Origin of the sequence: Amycolatopsis sp. M39 (assembly GCF_001651785.1) — a bacterium.
GTDB lineage: Bacteria > Actinomycetota > Actinomycetes > Mycobacteriales > Pseudonocardiaceae > Amycolatopsis > Amycolatopsis rubida.
The window spans coordinates 156,291-178,323 of the sequence record NZ_LWSF01000007.1 but is presented as its reverse complement, the minus strand read 5'-3'; the positions used below and the strand labels follow the sequence as shown (position 1 = coordinate 178,323).

At 69.3% G+C, this 22,033-nt stretch carries 21 protein-coding genes and 1 pseudogene; 16 read left to right on the top strand and 6 right to left on the bottom strand.

Going from position 1 to position 22,033, the window contains the following annotated elements:
• Positions 1–41: 41 nt before the first annotated feature.
• Positions 42–1,037 carry a LacI family DNA-binding transcriptional regulator gene (locus A4R44_RS20140; RefSeq protein ID WP_067582786.1) on the top strand — a complete coding sequence of 332 codons (996 nt, stop codon included), beginning with the start codon at positions 42–44 and terminating at the stop codon, positions 1,035–1,037.
• Between the two features lie 25 nt (positions 1,038–1,062).
• Here the strand turns inward: A4R44_RS20140 and A4R44_RS20135 are convergent, their stop codons facing one another.
• The gene (locus A4R44_RS20135; RefSeq protein WP_067582783.1) at positions 1,063–2,046 is read right to left on the bottom strand and encodes an amidohydrolase family protein; all 984 of its coding nucleotides are present in this window, start codon (positions 2,044–2,046) and stop codon (positions 1,063–1,065) included.
• 340 nt (positions 2,047–2,386) lie between these two features.
• On the opposite strand from A4R44_RS20135, the gene A4R44_RS20130 reads away from it, so the two are divergent.
• From A4R44_RS20130 to mtnA, 7 genes are all read left to right on the top strand, one after another.
• Positions 2,387–3,793 (top strand): amidohydrolase family protein, encoded by a 1,407-nt coding sequence (locus A4R44_RS20130; protein WP_067582780.1) that lies wholly within the window; start codon positions 2,387–2,389, stop codon positions 3,791–3,793.
• A gap of 35 nt (positions 3,794–3,828) precedes the next feature.
• Complete coding sequence (locus A4R44_RS20125; RefSeq protein ID WP_198545368.1) at positions 3,829–5,190, top strand: nucleobase:cation symporter-2 family protein; 1,362 nt, start codon at positions 3,829–3,831, stop codon at positions 5,188–5,190.
• Between the two features lie 211 nt (positions 5,191–5,401).
• Positions 5,402–6,763, top strand: coding sequence for a nucleobase:cation symporter-2 family protein (locus tag A4R44_RS20120; RefSeq protein WP_067582777.1), 1,362 nt, complete (start codon positions 5,402–5,404; stop codon positions 6,761–6,763).
• A gap of 9 nt (positions 6,764–6,772) precedes the next feature.
• A complete protein-coding gene (locus tag A4R44_RS20115; RefSeq protein WP_067582774.1) occupies positions 6,773–7,378 on the top strand; it encodes a UbiX family flavin prenyltransferase in 606 nt (201 codons plus the stop codon).
• Complete coding sequence (locus A4R44_RS20110) at positions 7,375–8,730, top strand: UbiD family decarboxylase (protein ID WP_198545367.1); 1,356 nt, start codon at positions 7,375–7,377, stop codon at positions 8,728–8,730. Before A4R44_RS20115 ends, A4R44_RS20110 begins: the two co-directional genes overlap by 4 nt.
• A gap of 13 nt (positions 8,731–8,743) precedes the next feature.
• The gene (locus A4R44_RS20105) at positions 8,744–9,724 is read left to right on the top strand and encodes a GTP-binding protein (protein WP_067582768.1); all 981 of its coding nucleotides are present in this window, start codon (positions 8,744–8,746) and stop codon (positions 9,722–9,724) included.
• Between the two features lie 376 nt (positions 9,725–10,100).
• On the top strand, positions 10,101–11,066 hold the full coding sequence (mtnA, locus tag A4R44_RS20100) for an S-methyl-5-thioribose-1-phosphate isomerase (RefSeq protein WP_067582765.1): 966 nt from the start codon (positions 10,101–10,103) through the stop codon (positions 11,064–11,066).
• A 49-nt stretch (positions 11,067–11,115) separates the two neighbouring features.
• Here the strand turns inward: mtnA and A4R44_RS20095 are convergent, their stop codons facing one another.
• Together A4R44_RS20095 and A4R44_RS20090 are read right to left on the bottom strand one after the other, a co-directional pair.
• Entirely contained in the window at positions 11,116–11,331 is a 216-nt protein-coding gene (locus A4R44_RS20095) for a ferredoxin (RefSeq protein WP_198545366.1), read from the bottom strand.
• Positions 11,332–11,333: 2 nt separating this feature from the next.
• A complete protein-coding gene (locus A4R44_RS20090) occupies positions 11,334–12,524 on the bottom strand; it encodes a cytochrome P450 (RefSeq protein ID WP_067582760.1) in 1,191 nt (396 codons plus the stop codon).
• A gap of 123 nt (positions 12,525–12,647) precedes the next feature.
• Here A4R44_RS20090 and A4R44_RS20085 point away from each other — a divergent pair, with 123 nt between their 5' ends.
• The 3 genes and pseudogenes from A4R44_RS20085 (at position 12,648) to A4R44_RS52455 (ending at position 14,149) form a co-directional block, all read left to right on the top strand.
• Entirely contained in the window at positions 12,648–13,364 is a 717-nt protein-coding gene (locus A4R44_RS20085; protein ID WP_067582757.1) for a bifunctional 2-polyprenyl-6-hydroxyphenol methylase/3-demethylubiquinol 3-O-methyltransferase UbiG, read from the top strand.
• Between the two features lie 105 nt (positions 13,365–13,469).
• Positions 13,470–13,808, top strand: a pseudogene (locus A4R44_RS52460) (maleylpyruvate isomerase N-terminal domain-containing protein); the annotation flags it as partial.
• A gap of 8 nt (positions 13,809–13,816) precedes the next feature.
• Positions 13,817–14,149, top strand: coding sequence for a hypothetical protein (locus A4R44_RS52455; RefSeq protein WP_338080271.1), 333 nt, complete (start codon positions 13,817–13,819; stop codon positions 14,147–14,149).
• On the opposite strand, the gene A4R44_RS20075 is transcribed toward A4R44_RS52455, so the two are convergent.
• Both A4R44_RS20075 and A4R44_RS20070 read right to left on the bottom strand, forming a co-directional pair.
• Positions 14,146–14,541 carry a hypothetical protein gene (locus A4R44_RS20075; RefSeq protein ID WP_067582754.1) on the bottom strand — a complete coding sequence of 132 codons (396 nt, stop codon included), beginning with the start codon at positions 14,539–14,541 and terminating at the stop codon, positions 14,146–14,148. The genes A4R44_RS52455 and A4R44_RS20075 overlap by 4 nt on opposite strands.
• Positions 14,538–15,050, bottom strand: coding sequence for a MarR family winged helix-turn-helix transcriptional regulator (locus A4R44_RS20070; RefSeq protein ID WP_198545365.1), 513 nt, complete (start codon positions 15,048–15,050; stop codon positions 14,538–14,540). The genes A4R44_RS20075 and A4R44_RS20070 overlap by 4 nt, the downstream gene beginning before the upstream one ends.
• A 91-nt stretch (positions 15,051–15,141) precedes the next feature.
• On the opposite strand from A4R44_RS20070, the gene A4R44_RS20065 reads away from it, so the two are divergent.
• From A4R44_RS20065 to A4R44_RS20045, 5 genes are all read left to right on the top strand, one after another.
• Entirely contained in the window at positions 15,142–16,578 is a 1,437-nt protein-coding gene (locus tag A4R44_RS20065) for an FAD-dependent monooxygenase (protein WP_067582748.1), read from the top strand.
• Positions 16,579–17,997, top strand: coding sequence for an MFS transporter (locus A4R44_RS20060; protein WP_067582745.1), 1,419 nt, complete (start codon positions 16,579–16,581; stop codon positions 17,995–17,997).
• A gap of 127 nt (positions 17,998–18,124) precedes the next feature.
• Positions 18,125–19,333, top strand: a complete 1,209-nt coding sequence (locus tag A4R44_RS20055) for a cytochrome P450 (RefSeq protein WP_067582743.1) — start codon at positions 18,125–18,127, stop codon at positions 19,331–19,333.
• A gap of 70 nt (positions 19,334–19,403) precedes the next feature.
• Positions 19,404–19,970, top strand: a complete 567-nt coding sequence (locus A4R44_RS20050) for a TetR family transcriptional regulator (RefSeq protein ID WP_067582740.1) — start codon at positions 19,404–19,406, stop codon at positions 19,968–19,970.
• Between the two features lie 619 nt (positions 19,971–20,589).
• Positions 20,590–20,844 carry a hypothetical protein gene (locus A4R44_RS20045; protein ID WP_067582737.1) on the top strand — a complete coding sequence of 85 codons (255 nt, stop codon included), beginning with the start codon at positions 20,590–20,592 and terminating at the stop codon, positions 20,842–20,844.
• A 27-nt stretch (positions 20,845–20,871) separates the two neighbouring features.
• Here A4R44_RS20045 and A4R44_RS20040 read toward each other — a convergent pair whose 3' ends face one another.
• Positions 20,872–21,498 (bottom strand): YigZ family protein, encoded by a 627-nt coding sequence (locus A4R44_RS20040; RefSeq protein ID WP_067582734.1) that lies wholly within the window; start codon positions 21,496–21,498, stop codon positions 20,872–20,874.
• Positions 21,499–22,033: the final 535 nt, after the last annotated feature.

The following is a 22,033-nucleotide window of genomic DNA, read 5'->3' as shown; positions in this document are numbered from 1 at the left end:
AGATCGGGACTGTCAACGGCTCTTCGGGTATCGTCCGGCGCATGCAGCGGGTCACCCGGGACGATGTCGCACGGCTGGCGGGCACCTCGCCGGCCGTGGTCAGTTACGTGCTCAACAACGGCCCGCGTCCGGTCGCGCCCGCCACGCGAGCGCGGGTCGAACAAGCGATCGCCGAGCTCGGCTACCGGCCGAATCTCGTCGCGCGGGCGTTACGCTCCACCCGCAGCAACGTGCTCGGGCTGGTCGTGCCGGACAGCAGCGAGGGCTACTTCACCCAGCTCACCCATGCGGTCGAGCGGGCCGCGTTCGCTCGCGGATCCCTGGTGCTGCTCGGGAATTCGGCGTTCTCCCGGGAGCAGGAGCTGCGGTACGCCGAATCGCTGGCGAACATGCGCGTGGACGGTCTGCTGCTGGTCCGCGCCGAGGTCGCCGGAGCGGCGGCCACCCACTCCGCTTTGGACGTTCCGGTCGTCTACCTGCATCACCACGCCCCGGCCGGCACTGCCGCGCCGTCGGTGGTGCTGGACAACAAAACGGGCGGACGGTTGACCACCGAACACCTGCTCGGGCACGGCTACCGGGAGATCGGCTGCCTCACCGGAACCGCGCGGTCCGGGCCGGTGGCCGAGCGGGCCCGAGGCTGGACCGAGGCGATGCGGGCGGCGAAGCGGAGCGCGGGCAACGTCGTCCGCACCGGTCTCGATCGGCATGCCGCACGGGCCGACATCCGGCGTTGGTTGCAGTCGCCGGAGCGGCCGCGCGCGATCATGGCGACGGCGGACGGGCTGGCGCTCGACACGCTGACGGTCGCGGCGGAACTCGGCTTGAGCGTGCCGAAAGACCTTGCGGTGATCGGCTTCGGCGGCACCGACGCCGCCGCGCACAGCTGGCCCGCGCTGTCCACTGCCGGACATTCCTTCGACGATTTCGCCGACGCCGCAGTGTCCACTCTGGACCAGCTCCGCGAGAACACCCAGCCGGAAGACCGCATCCTCGACGTCCGCCTGACCGCGCGCGCCAGCTGCGGGTGCGATTGAACTCGCAACTGACGCGCCAACGGAATCAGGAGTTAGCGGCCTCTGCCCACGCTGAAGGCGTATAGCCGAGATAATGCGACGCGTGCGTATTCGCCGCGGAAGCCTGCGGAAGGTCGCCGCGCAAGTACGCCTCGGCTTCCGCCTTGTCCTTCGGCGGCGGCGTCGGCGCGAGGCCGAGCAGCTTGGCCATGTTGTTGCCGAGGTAGCCCTCCAGGTCGTCCTCGGACAGGTTCAGGCCCTGCGGCGGCTGGTGGCACAGCACTTCCAGCTCCCGCGCCCACATGCCGGGCTCGTTCGGCGGAGAATCGGTGCCGAAGACCAGGTCGCTCTTCTTCATCTCCTTGGCGAATTCGACGATCCGCGACTGCAGCAGCCAGCCCGATTCGCCGATCACGTTCGGCGAGTCCTGGATCATCCAGAACGCCTCGAAACAGTAGACGCCGCCGGTCTGGATGCCGAAATGGCCGAGAATGAACGTGACGTTCGGGAACTCGCGGATGATCGGGTAGAACTGGGTCGGGATCGAGTACGGCCCGTCCCCGGTGTGGATCAGCACGATCACGCCGAGTTCGTCGCACACCCGCAGCACCGGCCGCAGCCAGTCCAGCGCCCGGTCCGGGCGGTAGGAGTGCATGTTGGCGTGCAGCTTCAGCATCTTGTAGCCGTATTCCTTCACGTGGAAGGCCAGCTCCGCCGCGCCGTTTTCCGGCCCGAACCGCGGGTTGTACATGAAGTTGCCGACGAACCGGTCCGGGTACCGCTGCACCAGCGAGGTCACGTACGCCTGGTATTCGCGGATGCCTTCACGGCCGGTTTTGTTGCCCTCGCGCCAGGTCGTGTTGCCCGGCGGCGGCATGATGCAGCTGACGTCCACGCGCCGCGGCTTGCCGTTGATCCAGAATGGACCGTCCATCATTTCCAGCGTGCGCTCGCCGGTGAACGGGGTTCCGGTGTGCCGCCAGGCTTCGTCGACGAGATTCGTCGGATGGACATGGGTATCGATAATCACCGGATGTCTCCTTACGCAAGACTTGAGTAAAGGACTCCCCGGCCGCGCTTCACCGCACCTACGGGACCCGGAAGCGCGATCCGCGCTCCGGCGCAACCGAGTGCAACATCTTCGCCGCCCGGTGTCAACACATGATCGCCGGATGCGTTGCGCGGCAAGACTTTTCCAGACGATGCTCTTGACACCGGTGCCGCGAGGGCTTTGCATTGAACGACCCGGCGGTGCTGCCGGGCGCCGGTGACCTCCCGTTTCGGGCCAACCGTTCGGCCAAGTGCCTCCAGCCGCGCGCTGGAGACGACCGCCGGGCCGGGTCCGACCCCGCCCGGGGAAGGGCGGCCCGATGTCGGCTGCGGAACCGGAACCCTGCGATCTCCTGCTGACCGGCGGCACCGTGGTGACCGTCGACGACCAGCGCACTGTCCACGACAACGGCCACGTCGCGATCATCGGCGGCCGGATCGCCGGGGTCGGCGAAGGACCTGGCACCGAGCGCTGGCACGCCGCCGAGGTCATCGACTGTCGCGGCAAAGCCGTGCTGCCCGGTCTGGTCGACGGGCACAACCACCTCTACCAGGCGCTCGCTCGCGGGCTCGGCGAAGGCATGTCGATCGTGCCGTGGCTGTGCGAGTTCATGTGGCCGTATTCGATCGCGATCACCGGGCCCGAAGCAGTGGCCGGGGCACGGCTCGGTGCGGTCGAAGCGTTGCGGGCCGGCATCACGACGGTGATCGACAACCATTACGCGCCAAGCGATCTTGAAACGACGCTCGCCGTCGCCGACGTCATCGAGGAGGCCGGGCTGCGCGGTGCGGTCGCGCGCGGCATGCTGGGCGAACGCACCGAAATCGCCGATCGCCGAGGACAGCCGATCGAGCTGTTCCGCTATTCCAGCGAGGACGAATTCGCGATCACCCGCGAGGCGATGGAGCACCGGCCGCCGGCCGCCAAGGTCGCGGTGTGGCCCGCCGCGCTCAACCTCTGTTACGTGGAGCAAAAACTCGTCCGCCGGACGGTCGAACTGGCCCGGGAATTCGGCACTCGCTGGCACACCCATTGCTGCGAGAGCGAAACCGATCCGGTCAGCTACCTCGAAACCCACGGGGTGCGGCCGGTCGAATGGCTCGCGAAAGAAGGCCTGCTCGACGAACGGGCCACGCTCGCGCACGCGATTTGGCTCGACGAAGCCGAAATCGAGCAGGTCGCGGCAACCGGCGCGGGAGTTTCGCACAACCCGGCGTCCAACGGCTACCTCGCGTCCGGTACCGCGTGGATCGCGAGCATGCGCAAGCAGCACGTCCCGGTCGCGCTGGGCACCGACGGTCCCAGCTGCGGCCATCGGCAAGATCTTTTCGAGGCCATGAAACTCAGCGTCTTCGGCCAGCGAACGGCCACTTTGGACCCGACGGCGCTGCGGGCCGAGGACGCGCTGGAAATGGCCACCCGCGATGGGGCCCGTTACGCCGGAATCGACGCGGGCGTGCTGAGCGAGGGCAAACTCGCCGACGTCATCGTGACCGCGCTCGACCGTCCGCACGTGCGCCCGGTGCACCGGGCGGTCGCCGCGCTCGTCTACTCCGCCCGCGGGTCCGATGTGGAGCTGACGATCGTGGGCGGGGAGATCGTCTACCGCGCCGGACAGTGCGTCCGCGTCGACGAAGCGGCCGCCGCCGACGAAGCGGAACGGCACGCGGCCCGGCTGCTGGAACGCAGCGGCATGGGCGGACTGCTCACTCCCTGGGCGCGGTGATCCGCGCTCCCCCTTTCCCCGCTGTGGAGGAAACCATGCGATTCCGTCCGCGCACCACCCGAGCCGAAGCCACCACCCGCGACGCGGTCGACACCGTCCCCCGGTTCCGGCAGATGCTCCCGCTCGGCATCCAGCACCTGCTGGTCGCCTATTCCGGAATGGTCACCGTCCCGCTGCTGATCGGGCTCGGCGTCGGCCTGTCCACCGCGCAGATCGCCACGCTTGTCACGGCGAACGTGCTGGTCAGCGGCATCGCGACGCTATTGCAGACGCTCGGGATCGGCAACGTCGGCGTCCGGCTGCCGATCGTGATGGGCTCGACCTTCACCGGCATCACCCCGGCCATCATCGTCGGCAAGGAGGCCGGGCTGCCCGCGGTCTTCGGCGCGACGATCGTCGCCGGACTGCTGACCTGGCTGGTCGCGCCGTGGTTCAGCAAGCTGATCCGGTTCTTCCCGCCGATCGTGACCGGGACGATCATCGCGATCATCGGATTTTCGCTGCTGCCCTCCACCGCGACGCTGATCGCCGGGTCCAACCCCAGTGCGTCCGACCACGGTTCGGCCGGACGGCTGATTCTCGGGCTGGGCACCATCGCGGCGACGGTCTGCTTGGAACGGTTCGCCCCGCCCGCAGTGCGCCGTTTCGCGATCCTGATCGCGCTGGCCGCCGGCACTCTCGTGGCGATTCCGCTCGGCATGGCCGACTTCAGCTCGGTCGGGCAGGCGGACTGGGTCGGCCTCGTCAAGCCCTTCGAGTTCGGCCTGCCGACGTTCGCGTTGTCCGCGTTGCTGCCGATGATCATCGTGCAGCTGGTGAACATGGTGGAATCGACCGGCGACACGCTCGCCATCGGGCAGATCGCCGGCCGCGCCGTCGGGCCGCGCGAGATTTCCCGGGCGCTGCGCGCGGACGGGATCGGCACCGCGTTCGCGGGCGTTTTCGGCTCGTTCACCGTCGTCACCTTCGGCGAGAACGTCGGGCTGGTCAGCATCACCCGTGTGATGAGCCGGTTCGTGGTGGCCACCGCGGGCGCGGTGCTGGTGCTCATGAGCCTGGTGCCGAAACTCGGCGCGGCCGTCGCGTCGCTGCCCGGGCCGGTGCTCGGCGGCGTCGGCGTGGTCATGTTCGGCACTGTCGGAGCGGTCGGCCTGCGCATCATGAGCCAGGCGGATCTGAGCAACGGCCGCAATATCTTGATCGTCGCCATCTCGTTCGGCTTCGGGCTGCTGCCGGTCGGCGCGCCGGAGTTCTACCAGCATCTGCCGGTTGTCGTGCAGACCGTGCTGACGAGCGGCATCGCCGCCGGCGGCATCGCGGCGTTCCTGCTGAACCTCGTGCTCAACCGCCGCGAGCGGGCTCCGCGCACCGGGCCGGAAGCCGCGCCCGGGTATTGACCCTCGGCGGCTTCCGATGCACCATAGTCGAAACTCCTTGCAGGGAAGGAAAAATCTTCGGACATCCCCTAACCCCGTAGGTGCGGCGGCAGGATTCGCGCGCGGCCGGGGGTCATCGCCGCCGGCAGCCCGTCCGGCTCCGGCGACGCCCCGCGATCCGCCCGGCCCGGCCGTTTGCCCGGCCTCGCCGGCCCAACGAGGTGAGGGAATCATGGCCAGTCACCCGTCTCCCCCGTCCCCGGTGGACGAACGTCCCCGATTCGGCCCGCTGGTGCTGCTGGGTTTGCAGCACGTGCTCGTGATGTACGCCGGTGTCGTCGTGGTGCCGATCGTGGTCGGCGCCGGACTCGGGCTGCCGCAGTCGCAGATCGCCGACCTGGTCAGCGTCGACCTGGTGCTCGCCGGGATCGGCACCATGCTGCAGGCGTTCGGCGTCTGGAAATTCGGCATCCGGATGCCGCTCGTGGTCGGTGCCGCGTCCAACGGAATCGTCCCGATGGTGCTGATCGGCAGCACGCAGGGGCTGTCCACAGTGTATGGCTCGCTGCTCGTGGTCGGCGTGGTCTGGGTGCTGATCGCGCCGTTGTTCAGCAAACTGCTCAAGCTGTTCCCGGAAGTCGTCACCGGAACCGTCATCACCTTGATCGGGCTGACCCTGATTCCGGTCGGGCTGAAGCTCATCGCCGGTTCCGATCCGTCCGCGCACAACTACGGTGCGCCAGCGAATCTCGCGCTCGCCGGGTTCACGCTCGCGCTGATCGCGGTGTTCTACCGGGTGTTTCGCGGCCTGCTCGGCCAGCTCGCGATGCTGATCGCGCTGACCGTCGGGGCGATCGTCGGCTGGCTGACCGGGCTGGGCTCTCTCGCCGGAGTCGCCAACGGTCCCGTTTTCGGATTGCTGAAACCACTGCACTACGGAGCGTTGCATTTCGACATTCCGTCAATTCTGCTGTTCCTGGTGATCGTTTTCGTGCTGATGGTCGAGGCGTCCGGACAAGGCCTCGCCGTCGGGCAGGTGGTCGGCAAGAAGGTCGGACCGCGCGACATCGCCAATCTGCTCCGGGTGGACGGACTGCTCACCGCACTCAGCGGCGTGTTCAACGGTTTCGCCTACACCACCTTCGGCCAGAACATCGGACTCGTCGCGCTGACGAAGGTGCGCAGCCGGTATCCGGTCGCGGTCGGCGGCGTGATTCTCATCGTTTTCGGGGTGGTGCAACCGGTCGGCCGGGTGATCGCGGCGATCCCGCAACCAGTGATCGGCGCGGCCGCGGTCGCCACGTTCGCGGCGCTGACCGTGTCCGGCATTCAGCTGCTGTCCCGAGTGGACTTCAACCAGACCGGCAATCTGGTGATCGTCATGCTGTCGCTCGGCGTCGGCCTGATCCCGGCTGGCGCCCCGGACTTCTACCAGCAGTTTCCCTTTGCCGCTCAAGTTTTCCTCAAGAGCGGCGTGGCTACCGGAACCGTACTGGCGGTCCTGCTGAATCTGCTTTTCTTCGCTGTCCGGAAACGACGGCCGGAAGAACCGCTCGTGCACCGAGAACCCGCCGCAAAGCTTTCCCAGTCCTGAAAGGGCGTCATGGGCACCGAACCGCAGCGGCCCCGGCTGATCGTCGGCATCACCGGGGCCAGCGGACCGCACCTGGCTGTCCACCTGCTGACCGCGCTGCGCAAGCTCGGCACGGTGGAAACGCATCTGGTCATGTCGCGAGCCGCGCACCGCACCATCGAACTGGAAACCGGCATGCCGCCCGCCGAGGTCGCCGAACTGGCCGACGTCCGCCATGCGCGCGGGGACATCGCCGCGTCGATCGCGTCCGGTTCCTTTCGCACCATGGGCATGGTCGTCGTGCCGTGCTCGATGAAAACCGTCGCCGGGATCGCCCACGGCTACAGCGACGAGCTGCTCGTGCGCGCCGCCGACGTCACGCTGAAAGAACGCCGTCCGCTCGTGCTGGTGGCCAGGGAGACCCCGTTGAGCCTCGTGCACCTGCGCAATCTGGTGGCGGTGACCGAGGCGGGCGCGACCGTGCTGCCGCCGGTGCCCGCCTTCTACCACCAGCCCGAGTCCATTGAGGACATCCTCGCCCACCTGAGCGGCAAGGTGCTCGACCAGTTCGGCATCGAGAACGAACTGTTCGCGCGCTGGCAGGGGCCGCCCGTCTCGCAAGGAGTTTCGCGGTGAACCAGGATCCGCACGCTTTCCTCGCCCAGTATCGCCGCGATTTTCCCGAAGACGTGCTCGTCCTCGACGATCCCGTCCCGGCCGACGAGGGCGTCACCGGGGTGATTTACGAACTCGCCGCGGCCGGACGGCACGAGATGGTGCTGTGCCGGAAGGTGACCGGACTTGACGTGCCGGTGGTCAGCAACATGTTCGCTTCGCGGCAACGCATCGCGCGCATGCTCGAAACCGGACCGTCCGGTTTGCACAGTGCCTACCAGCAGCGAGCACTCCGGGCGGTGCCGCCGCGAGCGGTCGACAGCGGGCCGGTGCTGGACGACGTGACAACGGATGTCGACGTGGCGGCCATCCCGATGCTCCGGCACTTCGCCAGCGACCGCTCCCGCTACGTCACCAGCGGAATCATCGTCGCGGAGGATCCGGACACCGGCGTCGGCAACCTGAGCTATCACCGGGCGATGCCGCATTCCCGCACCGAACTGGCGACCAGTCTCCATTCTCGCGGGGATCTGTGGCGGATGCTGCAAAAGTACGCCGAACGCGGCGAGCCGATGCCGGTCGCGATGGTGCTCGGCGGACATCCGTTGTTCATGCTGGCCGCGTCCGCGCGAGTCGGCTACGACGTGGACGAGCGCGCGGTGGCCGGCGGGCTGTTCGGCGAACCGCTGGAACTCGTGCGTACCCCGCGGCACGGCATCGGCGTCCCGGCTTGGTCGGACTTCGTGCTGGAAGGCACGATCGACGCCTCCGAGCACGCGGACGAAGGCCCGTTCGGCGAGTTCTCCGGCTATTCCTCGAATCGCTCGACCAACAACCTGCTCCGCGTCCAGACCGTCCTGCGCCGCTCCGACGCCATGCTCATCGACGTCGTCGGCGGCAATACTGACGAGCATCTGAACCTCGCGCGGGTGCCACGAGAATCGGAGATGGCGGAGAAACTCAGAGCGCGCTTCCCGGACGTCACCGCCGTGCACTATCCGACGTCCGGCACGCACTTCCATTGCTACGTCGCGCTACGCCAGCGACGACCGGGTCAAGCCCGGCAGGTAATGCTCGGCCTGCTCGGCTGGGACCCGTATGTGAAGACCGTGATCGCGGTGGACGAGGACGTCGACGTCACCAGTGACAGCGCCGTCCTCTGGGCACTCGCCACGCATTTCCAGCCGCACCAGGACTTGTTCACTGTGGACGGTCTGCCCGGCTCGCCGCTCGACCCGTCCTCGGGCTCCGACGGCACGACGTCCCGGATCGGCCTGGACGCGACCCGCGGCCCGCACTTCGACGGCAACCGCATTGTCGTCTCCGCGGAAGCACGCCAGCACGCTCGCCGGATTCTCGGCGGGAACGTTTAAGGAGGGAATCATCATGGCCACAACCCCGGTGACCGTACTGACCGGCTTTCTCGGCTCCGGCAAGACCACGCTCGTCAACCACATCCTCACCGCGAACCACGGGCACCGGATCGCGGTGATCGAGAACGAGTTCGGCGAGATCCCGATCGACAACGCGCTCGTGCTCGGCGGCGACGAGAAGATCATCGAAATGAGCAATGGCTGCTGCCTGTGCTGCACCGCGCGCACCGATCTGATCGAAATCCTGCAGTCGCTGCTGCGCCGCCGCGAACAGTTCGACCGGATTCTCATCGAGACCAGCGGCATGGCCGATCCGAACCCGGTCGCGCAGACGTTCTTCGTGGACGACGAGGTGTCTTCGGCCTTCGCGCTGGACGCGATCGTGACGCTGGTCGACGCGCGGCACGTCGGCAGCCATCTCCAGGAGGGCGAACACGACGGGGTCGGCGGCCAGGTGAGCAACCAGATCGCGTTCGCCGACCGGATCGTGCTCAACAAGATCGACCTGGTCACCGCGCCGGAAATCGAGGCACTGCGCACGCGGCTTCGCTCGGTCAACGCGACCGCGGACATCCTCACCTCCACCTACGGCAGCGTTGACCTGGACGACATCCTCGGCATCAACGCCTTCGACCTGAACCGCACCGTCGCGGCCGACCCGGACTGGCTCGAAGACGAATCGCACCACCACGACCCGACGCTGGAATCGGTGTCCATCGAACTCGACTATCCCCTGGACCGCACCGCGTTCGAGCAGTGGCTCACCGCTTTGCTGGCCGAACGCGGCGACGACCTGTACCGGTTCAAGGGAATCCTCGCCTTCGACCGCAAGACTGTGCTGCAGGGCGTGCATCGGATCTACGAACTGACCGATGCCGGTGAATGGGGCGCCACGCCCCCGGTCAGCAAGCTCGTCCTCATCGGCCGGAACCTCGACCGCACGGAGCTGACCGGCACCGTGTCCCATTGCAGTTTGGCCGCGGCCGGGCAGTGATTCAGGCGAGTGCCGCGGTCGACGAGCTGGCCCGGAAAGCCCAGGCAGGTCACGCTGACCAGCGTGCACCCGGTGGTGAACGCCGCCGCGAGGGCCGGCTCGCCGGAGGCGGCCACGCAGGTCACCGTGCGCACAACGTCCTCCGGGGTCGCGCCGGCCTGAGCGAGCGCGACCCCGATGTTGGCGACGACCTGGTCCACCTGCGCTGGGGACCACCTTGCCGTCGAAGGTCAGCGGACACTGGCCGGCGAGGTGCACGCGGTGGTCGCGTGGGGTGGATGCGGGGAGGGCGGGTTCTGCCGTTGAATGGTCACGAGGCGGATCGTCGCTCGCCGCAGCGGCGTTCCGCCACGGGATTTCCACGACGGGAGGACGTATGCGCAGGACCATCGACTGGGCCGACGGGGCGATCGTGATCGTGGACCAGGTCGCGCTTCCGGGCGAGTACCGCACGCTCACGCTGCGCACGGTGACTGAGCTGGTCGACGCGATCCAGCGGCTGGCCGTCCGCGGAGCACCGGCGTTGGGAGCGGCGGGCGCTTTGGGGGTCGCGCTGGCGGCCCGTCAGGGCGGGGATGTGCGGGCGGAGGCGGACCGGATCGCGCACGCCCGGCCGACGGCGGTCAACCTGGCTTGGGGCGTTTCCCGGGCACTGGACCGGTTGCCCGACGGCGCCGACGCGGTGCTCGCGGAGGCGCAAGCGATGCTCGACGAGGACGAGCAGCGCAACCGCGCGGCGTCGGCGAACGCGGCGGAGGTCGTACTGGGTGCGTGCCCGCGCAGGCCGTTGCGGCTGCTCAGCCACTGCAACGCAGGGCACTTGGCGACCGTCGCGTGGGGCACCGCGCTCGGGGTCGTCTGGCACCTGCACGCACGCGGACTGGTGGAATCGGTGCTGGTGGACGAGACACGGCCATTGCTGCAGGGGTCCCGGCTGACCGCTTGGGAACTCGAGCAGGCCGGAGTGCCCTACCGCGTGCAGCCGGACGGCGCGGCGGCCGCGGCGATGGCGCGCGGACTGGTCGACTGTGTGCTGGCCGGCGCGGACCGGATCGCGGCGAACGGCGACGTGGCCAACAAAATCGGCACCTACGGGTTGGCCATTTCGGCCGCGCACCACGGTGTTCCGTTCGTGGTGGTCGCACCGACGTCCACAGTGGACAAAAGCATCGCCGCCGGGACGGACATCGACATCGAGGAACGTGCGCCGTCCGAGCTGACGGAGTTCGGCGGGGCGCGGGTCGCGCCGAAGGGGGCGGCGGTGTTCAACCCGGCCTTCGACGTCACGCCGGCAGCGCTCATCACCGCAGTGGTCACCGAGGACGGCGTGTTCCGTTCGTGAGCCTGACGCCGGAGAAGCCGTGGGGGCCCTCGCGAACCGCCCGCGAGAGCTACGGGCGTGGGCCGACGACCTCGGCCCCGTCCCGCACGGTGATCGCCATCGCGGGGCAGGAATCCGCCGCGTCCAGCACGGTTTCGTCCGGTTCCACCGTCTCAGCGACAGCCCGCGCGGTCGCGCCGTCCAGCACGAACGTCTCCGGCAGCAACGCCGCGCACATCCCGCTGCCGATGCACGTCCCCCCGTCGACCTCGATCTTCCAGGTCATCGTCACCACCCTATCGGCATCGACCGCGGCCCGCGAACCAGCATCTGCGTCTTCCACTCAATATCCCCGGCGAGCCGCAGTCCCGGCAACTCCCGGGTCAACGCCCGCAACGCCTCCTGCAGTTCCAGCCGTGCGAGCGGAGCACCCAGACAGTGGTGCACCCCGTGCCCGAATCCGAGATGGTGGTTGTCCCCGCGGTCCAGAACGAGCTGGTCCGCGGTGGCGAACCGCAGCCGGTCGCGGTTGGCCGCACCGATCGCCACCAGCACCGGTTCCCCCTGGCGCACCAGGACATCGCCGACCTCGACGTCCTCGGTCGCGTACCGGGCGAACCCAGCACCGGCGCCGAGCGGCACGAAGCGAAGCAGTTCCTCCACCGCAGCCGGGATGAGCGACGGGTCCGCGCACAACCGGTCCCAGTGCTCGTGCTGGTCCAGCAGCGCATACACGAAGTTGGGAATCTGGCTGGCAGTCGTTTCGTGGCCGGCGACCAGAATCCCGACGCACAGGTCCACCAGCTCCAGCTCCGTGAGCCGGTCCCGCACGTCCCGGGCCTCGATGAGCGCGGTCATCAGATCGTCCTGCGGCTGCGCACGGTGCTCGGCAATCAACCCAGCCATGTACGCCCGCAGCTCCTCGCGGCTGCGCTCCGACTCCTCCGGCGTGAGCCGCGTCGTCGACAATGCCGCGTCGCTCCACTCGCGAAACTGCGGCCGGTCCGCCACCGGCACGCCGAGCAGCTCGCAGATCACCGCGACCGGGATCGGCAGTGCGTACAGATCGACCAGGTCAGCCGGTTGCCCGTGCTCCCGCAGTTCCTTGATCAGGTCGTCAGCCAGCCGCGCGACCCGCGGGCGCAGTTCTTCGACCCGCCGCGCGGTGAAGGCCTTCGCGACGAGGGTGCGCAGCCGGGTGTGATCCGGCGGGTCCATCGAGAGGATGCCGCCCGGACGCCGGTACTCCGACATCCGCGGTTCGTCGCTTTCCTGCGCCAGCGCGCGGGAAAACCGCCGGTCCCCGAGCACGAGACGCGCGTCGGCGTAGCGGGTGGCGAGCCAGGCGGCCTCGCCGTGCGGCATCTGGACGCGGATCATCCCGGCGTTCTCGCGGGCGGCGGTGTAGGCCTCGTTGAGCGCGAGGCCCGCCTCCTCGTTGAACGGGTAGGCGAGCGGTTCGGTGTGCGTGGTGGTCATGCCAACGACTCCCCGGATCCCTTTGTAAGCAGGTGCTTACATGCCTACACCTGAGGTCGGCCGCGCGTCAATCCGCCAGGAGCTTCCGGAAAATCCCGAGACAGCCGCCCTAGGCTCGATCCGGTGACGTGGACGAACGATGCCGCCGTCCAGCAGTGGAACTCCGGGAGCGCCCGGGCATCGATGGAAGCGACCGCCGAGCGCGGGGACTTCGCCAACCAGCATCTGCTCAACCCGGTCCTCCTGCGGCTGCTCGGCGACGTGCGCGGCCGGCGGGTGCTGGACGCGGGCTGCGGCAACGGATACTTCAGCCGGATGCTCGCCGGGCGCGGGGCCGAGGTCACCGGGATCGAACCGGCGGAGAGCCTGATTTCGTTCGCGCGGGAGAAATCCACGGAAGTTTCCTACGTGCGGGCGGAGCTCGCCCGGCTGCCGGAACTCGAACCGTTCGACGCTGTCGTGTGCGGCATGGTGCTGACGGCGATTCCCGGGTGGAAGCCCGCGATGCGCGCCTGCGTCGAGGCGGTGCGCCCGGGCGGGCTGTTCGTGTTCGCCATCACGCACTCGGCGTTCGAGGAGTTGTCCGGCATCTGGCGGAAGTACGGCGAGTACCGCCAGAAGGAGCATCTGGCGGAATACGAGATCGCCGGGCGGGACGCGTCCGGCTTCCACCGGCCGATTTCCGCCTACCTCACCGAAGTGGCCGCACCCGGATGCCGGCTGCGGGAGGTCGTCGAGCCGGGGCTGGATCCCGCGGTGGCGGACGGGATCGAAAGTTACCTGCGCATGCCGAACTTCTTGCTCGTTTCGGCCGAAACCGCCTGCCCGCTCAGCCCATAGCCGCTTCCCGAACGACCCGGCCGCGACCGGGTTGCCGACAGCGTGGTCGCATGCTGGACCACGGCCTGGATTTGTCCGACATAACCCGCGAAGCCGCCCTGCCGGATTTGCTCGCGGAAGGCGACGACCTCGACGCGGTGGTGTCCGCCGAACCCGACTGGTCGAGACCGACCCCGGCCGGGGGGATGGACGATCGCCCATCAGATCGCGCATCTCGCGGCAGCCGACGCGAACGTCGTCCTCGCTGTCCGCCAGCCGGAGAAGTTCGCCGCGGTGCTGGACGAAGACGCCGACGCGGTCGCGGCCGAGGGAGCCGCGCGACCGCGTGCGGAGTTGCTGGACCATTGGCGCGCCGGCCGTGCCGAAGCGGCGGCGTTGCTCGGCGAGGTCCCGCTGGACCAGGCGTTTCCGTGGTACCGCTCGCTCGCGGTGGCGCTTCGGCTGATGGAAACGTGGGCGCACGGGCAGGACATCTTCGACACCGTGCGCGTCGAGCGCCGTCCGACCGGCTCAAGCACATCGCCGCGCTGGGCGTGGCCGGGCGCGGGCTGTCGTTCCACGCCGCCCGGCTGCCGCTGCCGACCGCGCCGATCCGGGTCGAACTGACCAGCCCCGAGTGGGTCGTCTGGGGTGGGGGCCCGGACGACGCCGCACAGCGAATCCGGGGCAGCGCAAGGGATTTCTGCCTTCGCCTCACCCAGCACCGCGGCTTGGCCGAAACCGGGCTGGCCGCGATCGGCGAGGACGCGAAGGCGTGGCTGGAGAACGCCCGAGTGTTCCTCTAATGCCTCGGCCGCAGCAACGCGACCCCCGCCGACAACGCACTTGTCGACGCGACGTGAATCGCCAGCGCCTTCCGATTCGGCGCCCACACCCCCGTCGTCGGGCCACCAGACCACATCGCCGCCACGAAACCGCCTGCGGCACAAGCCATTGCCCGCCACAGCGCGGGCGAGCGATCCCGTCCGGCCGCCAAACCGGCGCCCACCGCACCGAAAGCGCCCGCGGTGATCAGGGCTTCGCGGGCCATGTGGTACTGCACGTGACCTTCGCCGTGGCGGACCTCCGGTGCGCGGTAGCTCGGATCGGTGATGTGCGTGACCGTCTGCCACACCGAGGGCGCGGCGGCGGCCAGGCCCGCGACGATGGCCGCCGCACCAAGGGTTTCCCGCTTCATTGCTCGTCCTTTCCTTTGAGGTGGTGCGAGACCCGCCGCAGCGCGTCGTTCACCACGTCGATGGTTTCCGGGTCGAGAGCCTTCGCGATTTCGCGTTCGATCTCCGTCTTGAGCTCGAACGACGCGAGCGCCTGCCGCTTGCCTTCCGCGGTGAGGGAGACGAGCACCGAACGCCGGTCGTCCGGGTCCTTGTCGCGGCGGACCCAGCCGCGCGCCTCCAGCCGGGTGATCCGGTGCGTGACCGAACCCGAGGTCAGCTCGACCGCCGTCATCACCTGCCCCGGCGTCAGCCGGTGCCCGGGCGCGCGCTTGAGCGCGGCGAGCATCTCCAGCTCCCACAGCTCGATCCCGTGCGCGGACAGTTCGCGGCGCATGGCCAGTTCCAGCTGGTGCGCGACCCGCCGCAGCCGGTAGGACAGCGACTTCGCGCCGAGCACGTCCTCGCCGCCGCCGCCGCGCCGGACGGCGTCCACCAGGTCGTCGACCGCGTCCCGGGGCGCAGTGTTCACCGGCGCAGCCCTTTCTCTCGACATCAAGACAGTGAGAGAATACCTTGACATCAAGAGAGTTCGCCAGCGGAACATCGACAAAGGGGGAAATATGGACATCGAGGTCGCGGTGATCGGCGCCGGACCGGTGGGCATGACGGCGGCCGCGTTCCTGTGTCAAGCCGGGGTCGCGGTCCGGGTCTTCGAGGCGGATCCGGACCGCGCGGCGCAGTCGAGGGCGACGACGATCCACCCGCGCACCCTTGAGGTTTTCGACTCGATCCCGCACGAGCGGGGGTCGCTGGCCGCACGCCTGGTCGCTGCCGGGAATCCGGTGCCTGCCGCGCATTTCGCGACCCTGCCGAACCGGTTGGACTACAGCGGGCTCGACACCTCGTTCCCGTTCGTGCTCCTGCTGCCGCAGCCGGAAACCGAGCGGCTGCTCGCCGAGCATCTCGCCGGGCAGGGCGTCGTGGTCGAGCCCGGGTGGAAACTCGCCGACCTGACGCAGGACGGGCAAGGCGTCACCATCGTCTCGGAAACCGGTGACACCCGGCGGGCCGGTTACGTCGTCGGCGCGGACGGCGCACACAGCGCGACCCGGCATGCACTCGGCCTCGACTTCCCCGGAACTCCCGCATCCACCATGGGATTCCTCGCCGACGTCAAGCTGGAACGCCCGCCGGCCCAGCCGCACAACTGGGATCACGAACGCGGCTCGTACAGCGTTCTGCCGCTGCCCGGCGGCATTCACCGCATCTTCGGCCACGAACCCGGCGACGTCGGCCTCACGCCGGAGGAAGCCGCGCGCCGTCAGGCCCAGATCCCCGACGAGGCCGAACTGCGTGCGACGCTCAAACGGCTCACTGACGACGATTTCGGCATCACCGAGGTGCTGTGGTCGTCTCGGACCGGCGACACCACGCGCCATGTCGAGCAGTACCGTACCGGCCGGGTGTTCCTCGCCGGAGACGCCGCGCACGTCCACCTTCCGGCAGGCGGCCAGGGGCTCAACGTCGGCGTGCAGGACGCGGCGAACCTCGCGTGGAAGCTCGCCGCGGAGGTGCGGGGACGCGCGCCGCGGCGGATCGTCGACGGCCCGCAGTCCTACGACGCCGAACGCCGCCCCATCGCGGCCCGGCTCGCGGCGAACACCCTCGCCCAGGCCGCGCTCATGGTCACCTTCACGCCGGGCGGAAAAGCGTTGCGGGACTTGATGTCCGACCTCATCGGGCGCAACGGCGACACCGCGGACGAGCTGCGCGGCTGGCTGTCCGGGCTGGACGTTTCCTACGCCGAAGACGGCAGCCTCGCCGGCCGTCGAGTACCCAACCTCCCGCTCGCCGACGGTCGCACCCTCCATCGTGCGCTGCGGCCGGACCGGTTCACTCTCGTGGCTTTCGGCGCCACCGCCGCAGCCGGCGAGCATGTCGTGCGCTCGACCCGAGACTGGCACGGCTTGGCCGCCGTCCTCGTCCGCCCGGACGGATACGCCGCCGAAGTCTGGACCGCGGGCGAAGAGATCACCACCGGCTGGACGGAGCACTGAATGGGAGCCGGCACCGCACGCGGCCGTTTCGGCATTCTCGCGATCCTCTGCTCCAGCATCCTCGTGGTCGCGATGGACAACACGATCGTCAACGTCGCGCTCCCGGTCATCCGCACCGATCTCGACGCGTCGATCAACGGCCTGCAATGGACGATCGACTCCTACACGCTCGTGATCGCCTGTTTCCTCATGCTCGGCGGGGCCACCGGAGACCGCCTGGGGCGCAAGCGAACCTTCCTGGCCGGGCTGGTCCTTTTCGGACTCGGCTCGCTGCTGTGCAGTGTGGCCCCGTCGATCGGCTGGCTGGTCGCCGCGCGGATCGTGCAGGCGCTCGGCGGCGCGATGCTGAACCCGGTCGCGATGTCGATCATCACGAACGTCTTCGCCGACCCCGGCGAGCGGGCGCGGGCGATCGGGGTGTGGGGGTCGATCGTCGGGATCTCGCTGGGCGTCGGCCCGGTGCTCGGCGGCGTGCTGACCGAGAGCATCGGCTGGCGGGCGATTTTCTGGGTCAACGTGCCGGTGGTCGTCGCGGCGCTCGCGCTGACCGCGCGCTACGTGCCGGAATCGCGGGCGCCGCACCCCCGTCGCCCGGATCCGGTGGGACAGGTGCTGGTCGTGGTGCTGCTCGGGTCGGCGGTGACCGCGGCGATCGAAGGCCAGCGGCTGGGCTGGGGTTCGCCGGCGATCCTCGGACTGGCCGGGCTCGGCGGGCTTGCCTTGCTCGCGCTGATCCGCTGGGAACTCCGCCGCCGGGAACCGCTGGTGGAGCTGCGCTTCTTCCGGAGTGCGCCGTTCTCGTCGGCCACGATCAGCGCGGTATGCGGGCTCGCCGCGTTCGGCACGTTCCTGTTCTTGTCGCCCCTGTACCTCCAGGACGAGCGCGGGCTGTCGGCGTTGCAATCCGGTCTGATGCTGCTGCCGGCCGCCGTGGCCGTGACGATCGCCGCACCGCTGTCCGGCCGTCTCGTCGCCACGCGCGGCGCGCGGATTCCGCTGCTGGCCGCGGGGATCTCGATGACGGTCGTCGCCGTCTTGCTCACCACCGCCTCCGGTGCCACGCCGCTGTGGATGCTCGCGATCGCGTACGGGGTGTTCGGCCTGGGCTTCGGGCTGCTGAATCCGCCTGTCACCAACGCCGCGGTCAGCGGCATGCCCCGCTCCCAGGCCGGAGTCGCCGCCGCGGTCGCGTCCACCTCCCGGCAGGTCGGGCAGACACTCGGCGTCGCGGTCGCGGGCAGCATTCTCGCCGCCGCAGCCACCCCGCTCACCGGATACGCCACCGCCTGGTGGGCCGTCGCGGGCGGGACCACGGTGATCATCGCGCTCGCCATCCTCGCCACCACGGCTCGGGCGCGAGCGGGAGCCGAACGGGTAGCCCGCCGTTTCGCCGACGAGCCGCTCACCGAACCGGTCTAACCGGGGCGGGGTGAATCGGGCAGAGCCGTGGTCCTTCCGTCGCCTGTCCCGATCAACGGCCCCATGACGGTGCGGGCGTCTCCAGAGTGGAAGATGCCCGCACCGTCGGAGGAAAGGCGCCATCCGCATGTCCACCCCGCCCGAGACCCCGGCCCTTCCGACCACCCGCCCGGCCGGCTGCCCGTTCGATCCGCCCGCCGAGTACGCCGCGCTGCGGGAGACCTCGCCGGTGTCGCGGATCCGCTGCCCGGCCGGGTTCGACACCTGGCTGGTCACCCGTTACGACGACGTCCGCGCCGTGCTCGCCGATCCGGCGTTCAGTTCGCGCGGAGCCTCCTCCGCGCACGTCAAAGCCGATCTGGACCCCTACGACGAGGTCGGCCCGGGTTCGATCATCCAGCTCGACGGCGCGGAGCATTCCCGGCTGCGCAAGATGGTCGTCGCCGAGTTCACCGTGCGGCGGGTGGAGCGGCTGCGCGAGTACGTCCGCGAGCAGGTCGAACGGCACCTCGACGCCATGCTCGCCAAACCCGGCCGTGCCGACCTGGTCCAGGACTTCGCGCTGCCGATCCCGTCGCTGGCGATCTGCGAGCTGCTCGGCGTCCCGTACGCCGACCGCGAGCTGTTCCAGCGCCAGAGCAGCCTGCTGGTCAGCACCGGCCAGGACGCGGGCACCACGGATCAGGCGTTCCGCGAACTGGCCGGTTACCTGGGCGCCCTGTTCGGCGGCAAACAACGGGACCCGCGGGACGACCTGTTCAGCAAGCTCATCGTCCGCGCCGAGGCGTCCGGCGAGCCGCTCGACCTGGACGAGCTGGTCATGCTCGGCCTCAGCCTGCTGGTGGCCGGGCACGAAACCACCGCTAACATGATCGCGCTCAGCGCGCTCTTGCTGCTGGAACACCCGGACCAGCGCGCGCAAGCCCTCGCCGATCCGCCGCGCGCGGTCGAGGAGCTGCTCCGGTACCTGTCGGTCGTGCAGTTCGGTGTGCTGCGGTACGCCACCGAGGAGGTCAAGGTCGGCGACCAGACGATCGCCGCGGGTGACTGGCTGATCGCCGCGCTGAACTCGGCCAACCGCGACGAGGATCGTTATCCGCGGGCCGGCCAGCTGGACTTCACCCGCGAATCGCCGCGCACGCACGTCGCCTTCGGGTTCGGCGCGCACCAGTGCGTCGGCCAGCAGCTCGCACGGGTCGAAATGCAGGAAGCGCTCACCGCGTTGTTCCGCCGCGTGCCCGGCCTGCGCCTGGCAGTGCCGAAGGAATCTTTGGCGTACAAGCACAACACGCTCGTCTACGGCCCCGAGGAGCTGCCGGTCGCCTGGTCCGCGTAGTTCGTCCGGCCGATCCGCGACCCCTCGGGTTAACCTCGTCGCGCACACCAGCGCACACCAGGGGGAACCGATGGACGCGGACCAGCCTTCGCGCAAACGCGACGCGACGGCGACCAAGGCCGCGCTGCTGGACGCCGCGGCCGAACTGTTCGCCGACCGCGGCTTCGACCGCACGACGGTGCGCGACATCGCGAACCGCGCGGGTGTCAACCAGGCGCTGCTGTTCCGGTACTTCGGCAGCAAAGACGCGTTGTTCGAGCACGTGATGGCACGCGGCGGCCTGGCCCAGGTCGAGACGACCCCGCCGGAACGGCTGTTCTCCGCGGCGCTGCGGAGCCTCCTCGAACGCGACGACCCGGCGTCCCGCTCGATCGAGACCTACCTGCGGTCCTCGGGCACCGACCGCGCCGACGAGGCGCTGCGCGCGCAACTCGACGCCGAGTACACCCGCGCGCTGTCCGGGCTCACCGACGCGCCGGACGCCGAACTCCGCGCCGACCTCGCGATGGCCTGGCTGCTCGGCATCGGGCTGGTCCGCTCGATCACCCGCAAGGACCCGCTCGCCACCGCGCCCGCCGACGAGATCGAGCGGCTCATCGGCCCGGCTGTGCGCACCCTGCTCGAACGCAGCAAGTAGCTCGCCGCCCGCGCTGACCGGAGAAGTCCGTGAAGGGACCCCTCCCGGCTGTCGCGGAATGCCGTCGGTCTTGACGCAGCTTGAGTTCCTGGCGTTGGCACCGAAGTCCGCGAGGGGCGCTTTGGGGAATCGAAGACCAGTCCCAAGCCTGGCGGCCGCGGACTGTCCATAAAGGACGTCAACCTCAGCTGGATGCCCGCTTGATGCCCATCTGACCGTTTCCGCCGGCCGGTTGGCGGCCCCCTGTCCACAGCGCACTCTGTGCGCGACTATCTGACGGTCACCTGCGAAGCGCGCGGCGCGCCGGAATACGAGTTCGCCGCGGTCGGCTCGTTCGTTTCGAGCGGCGAATCGGCATTTCCGCGGAGTCTTCCGCTCGCTCGCGGCTGCCCTCCCGCCGTTGCCTCGCGCACCCGCTTCCGCACGGGTACCCGCTCCGCAGGAACCTACTTTCGTATCCCTCGCGAACGCATGGCGGGGCGCATGAGGGGCACCCCCGAGAATACCCGCGACATACCCCCGTAAAAAGGAGTGAAATACGCGACAATCCGCCACTCGCGACGGACACTGGAACCGTTCCCGGGGTACACCAGGGGCCGGGACAGAAGGAGGAACCGCCGTGACTGCCGAGTTGAACCATCGGGAGCGGGCAACCCTGCGTGCTGTCGCCGAAGGGCACGCGGAAATCAGCTGCAGCTGCGAACCGGACCTGTTCGTCGACGGGCTGAGCTGCTGCGACCAAGGGACGGTCCGCGATCTCGTCCGCAAGGGCCTGATCGAACCCGCCGAGTGCGGAGCGTACGGCGCGCGAGTGCGCGCGGTGCTCACCGAGGCCGGGGTGCGGGCGTTGGGCGGAAAGCCCGTCGCGGCTTGATCTTCCGAGCCTGAGCCAGGGTGCGGGCTATCGGCGCACCCACTCCTCCCCCAGCTCGGCCGCGACCGCCTCGCCGCCGGTGAGGTCGGCCAGCCAGCTGCTGAATCGGTCTTCCTCGCCGGGAGCCAGCCCGACCTCGAAGTGCGCCGCCGCCTCGAATCGCGTCTCGTGCAGCACGTACGGCGAGGCGCGGAGATCGTTTTCGAAGCGGCCCGCCCGGGTGTAGTCCATCGTTACCTCGAACAGCCGCAATCGCCGGTACTCGACCAGGCCTATCGCGTCGAGCGCGTCCGACACCGCTTGCCCGTACGCGCGGATCAACCCGCCCGCGCCGAGCAGCACCCCGCCGAAATGCCGCGACACCACCGCGACCGTGCCGGTGACTTCGCGGCGGCGCAACACCTCCAGCATCGGCACCCCGGCCGTCCCGGCGGGCTCGCCGTCGTCGCTCGAACGCTGGGTACGGCCGTCCGGGCCGAGGACGAACGCGTGACAGTGGTGCCGCGCCGCGGGCTCCGCGCGCCGGCGGGCCGAAATGACCTCCCGCGCGGCCGCTTCGCCGTCGACCGGAGCGAGCGCGCACAGGAACCGTGAACGCCTTATTTCGATCTCGTGCAGCCCGGCCACTGCCACGGACAGATAACGATCAGTCATCGGCGGTCCCCCTCACGCCCCCCAGTCAACCAGCAGCGAACGCGGGGTTGACACCGGGCATGCAGGCAGGTTTACGCAGGTCAGCGGCTTCGCTGACCGAGTGGCGGGAGAGACGGCCCGACATATGGGAGTACCCCGGAGGGCGTCAACGTATGCGTGGCCTTTCCCACGAGAGCGCGATGACGTATGTCGATCACAGCGAATTCACACTATCGTCATAAGACCCGGCGAACCCGGGAGTCACCACCACGCGCCCCGGCTGGCCCCCACCACACAGGCTGACCGACCCCGGCGCGTGTGCCTGTACAGCGACGTGCAGAACTTTTTCCGCCGCCCATCGCCGTGCGGTGACAAACCATCCGGCACCCGGCCCGGTCGTCGACCGGCCGCGCATCGCGACGCAGTGCCGCGCCCCGCGAGAGCGAAGACACCGGATGGTTTCCCTTCTCGACTGACCATCGCGGTTTCGGACCACTTCGTTAACCGGTTCAGTGATGAACCCCCTTCGGAGTCAAAGAAACCGTGCCAACGCCCT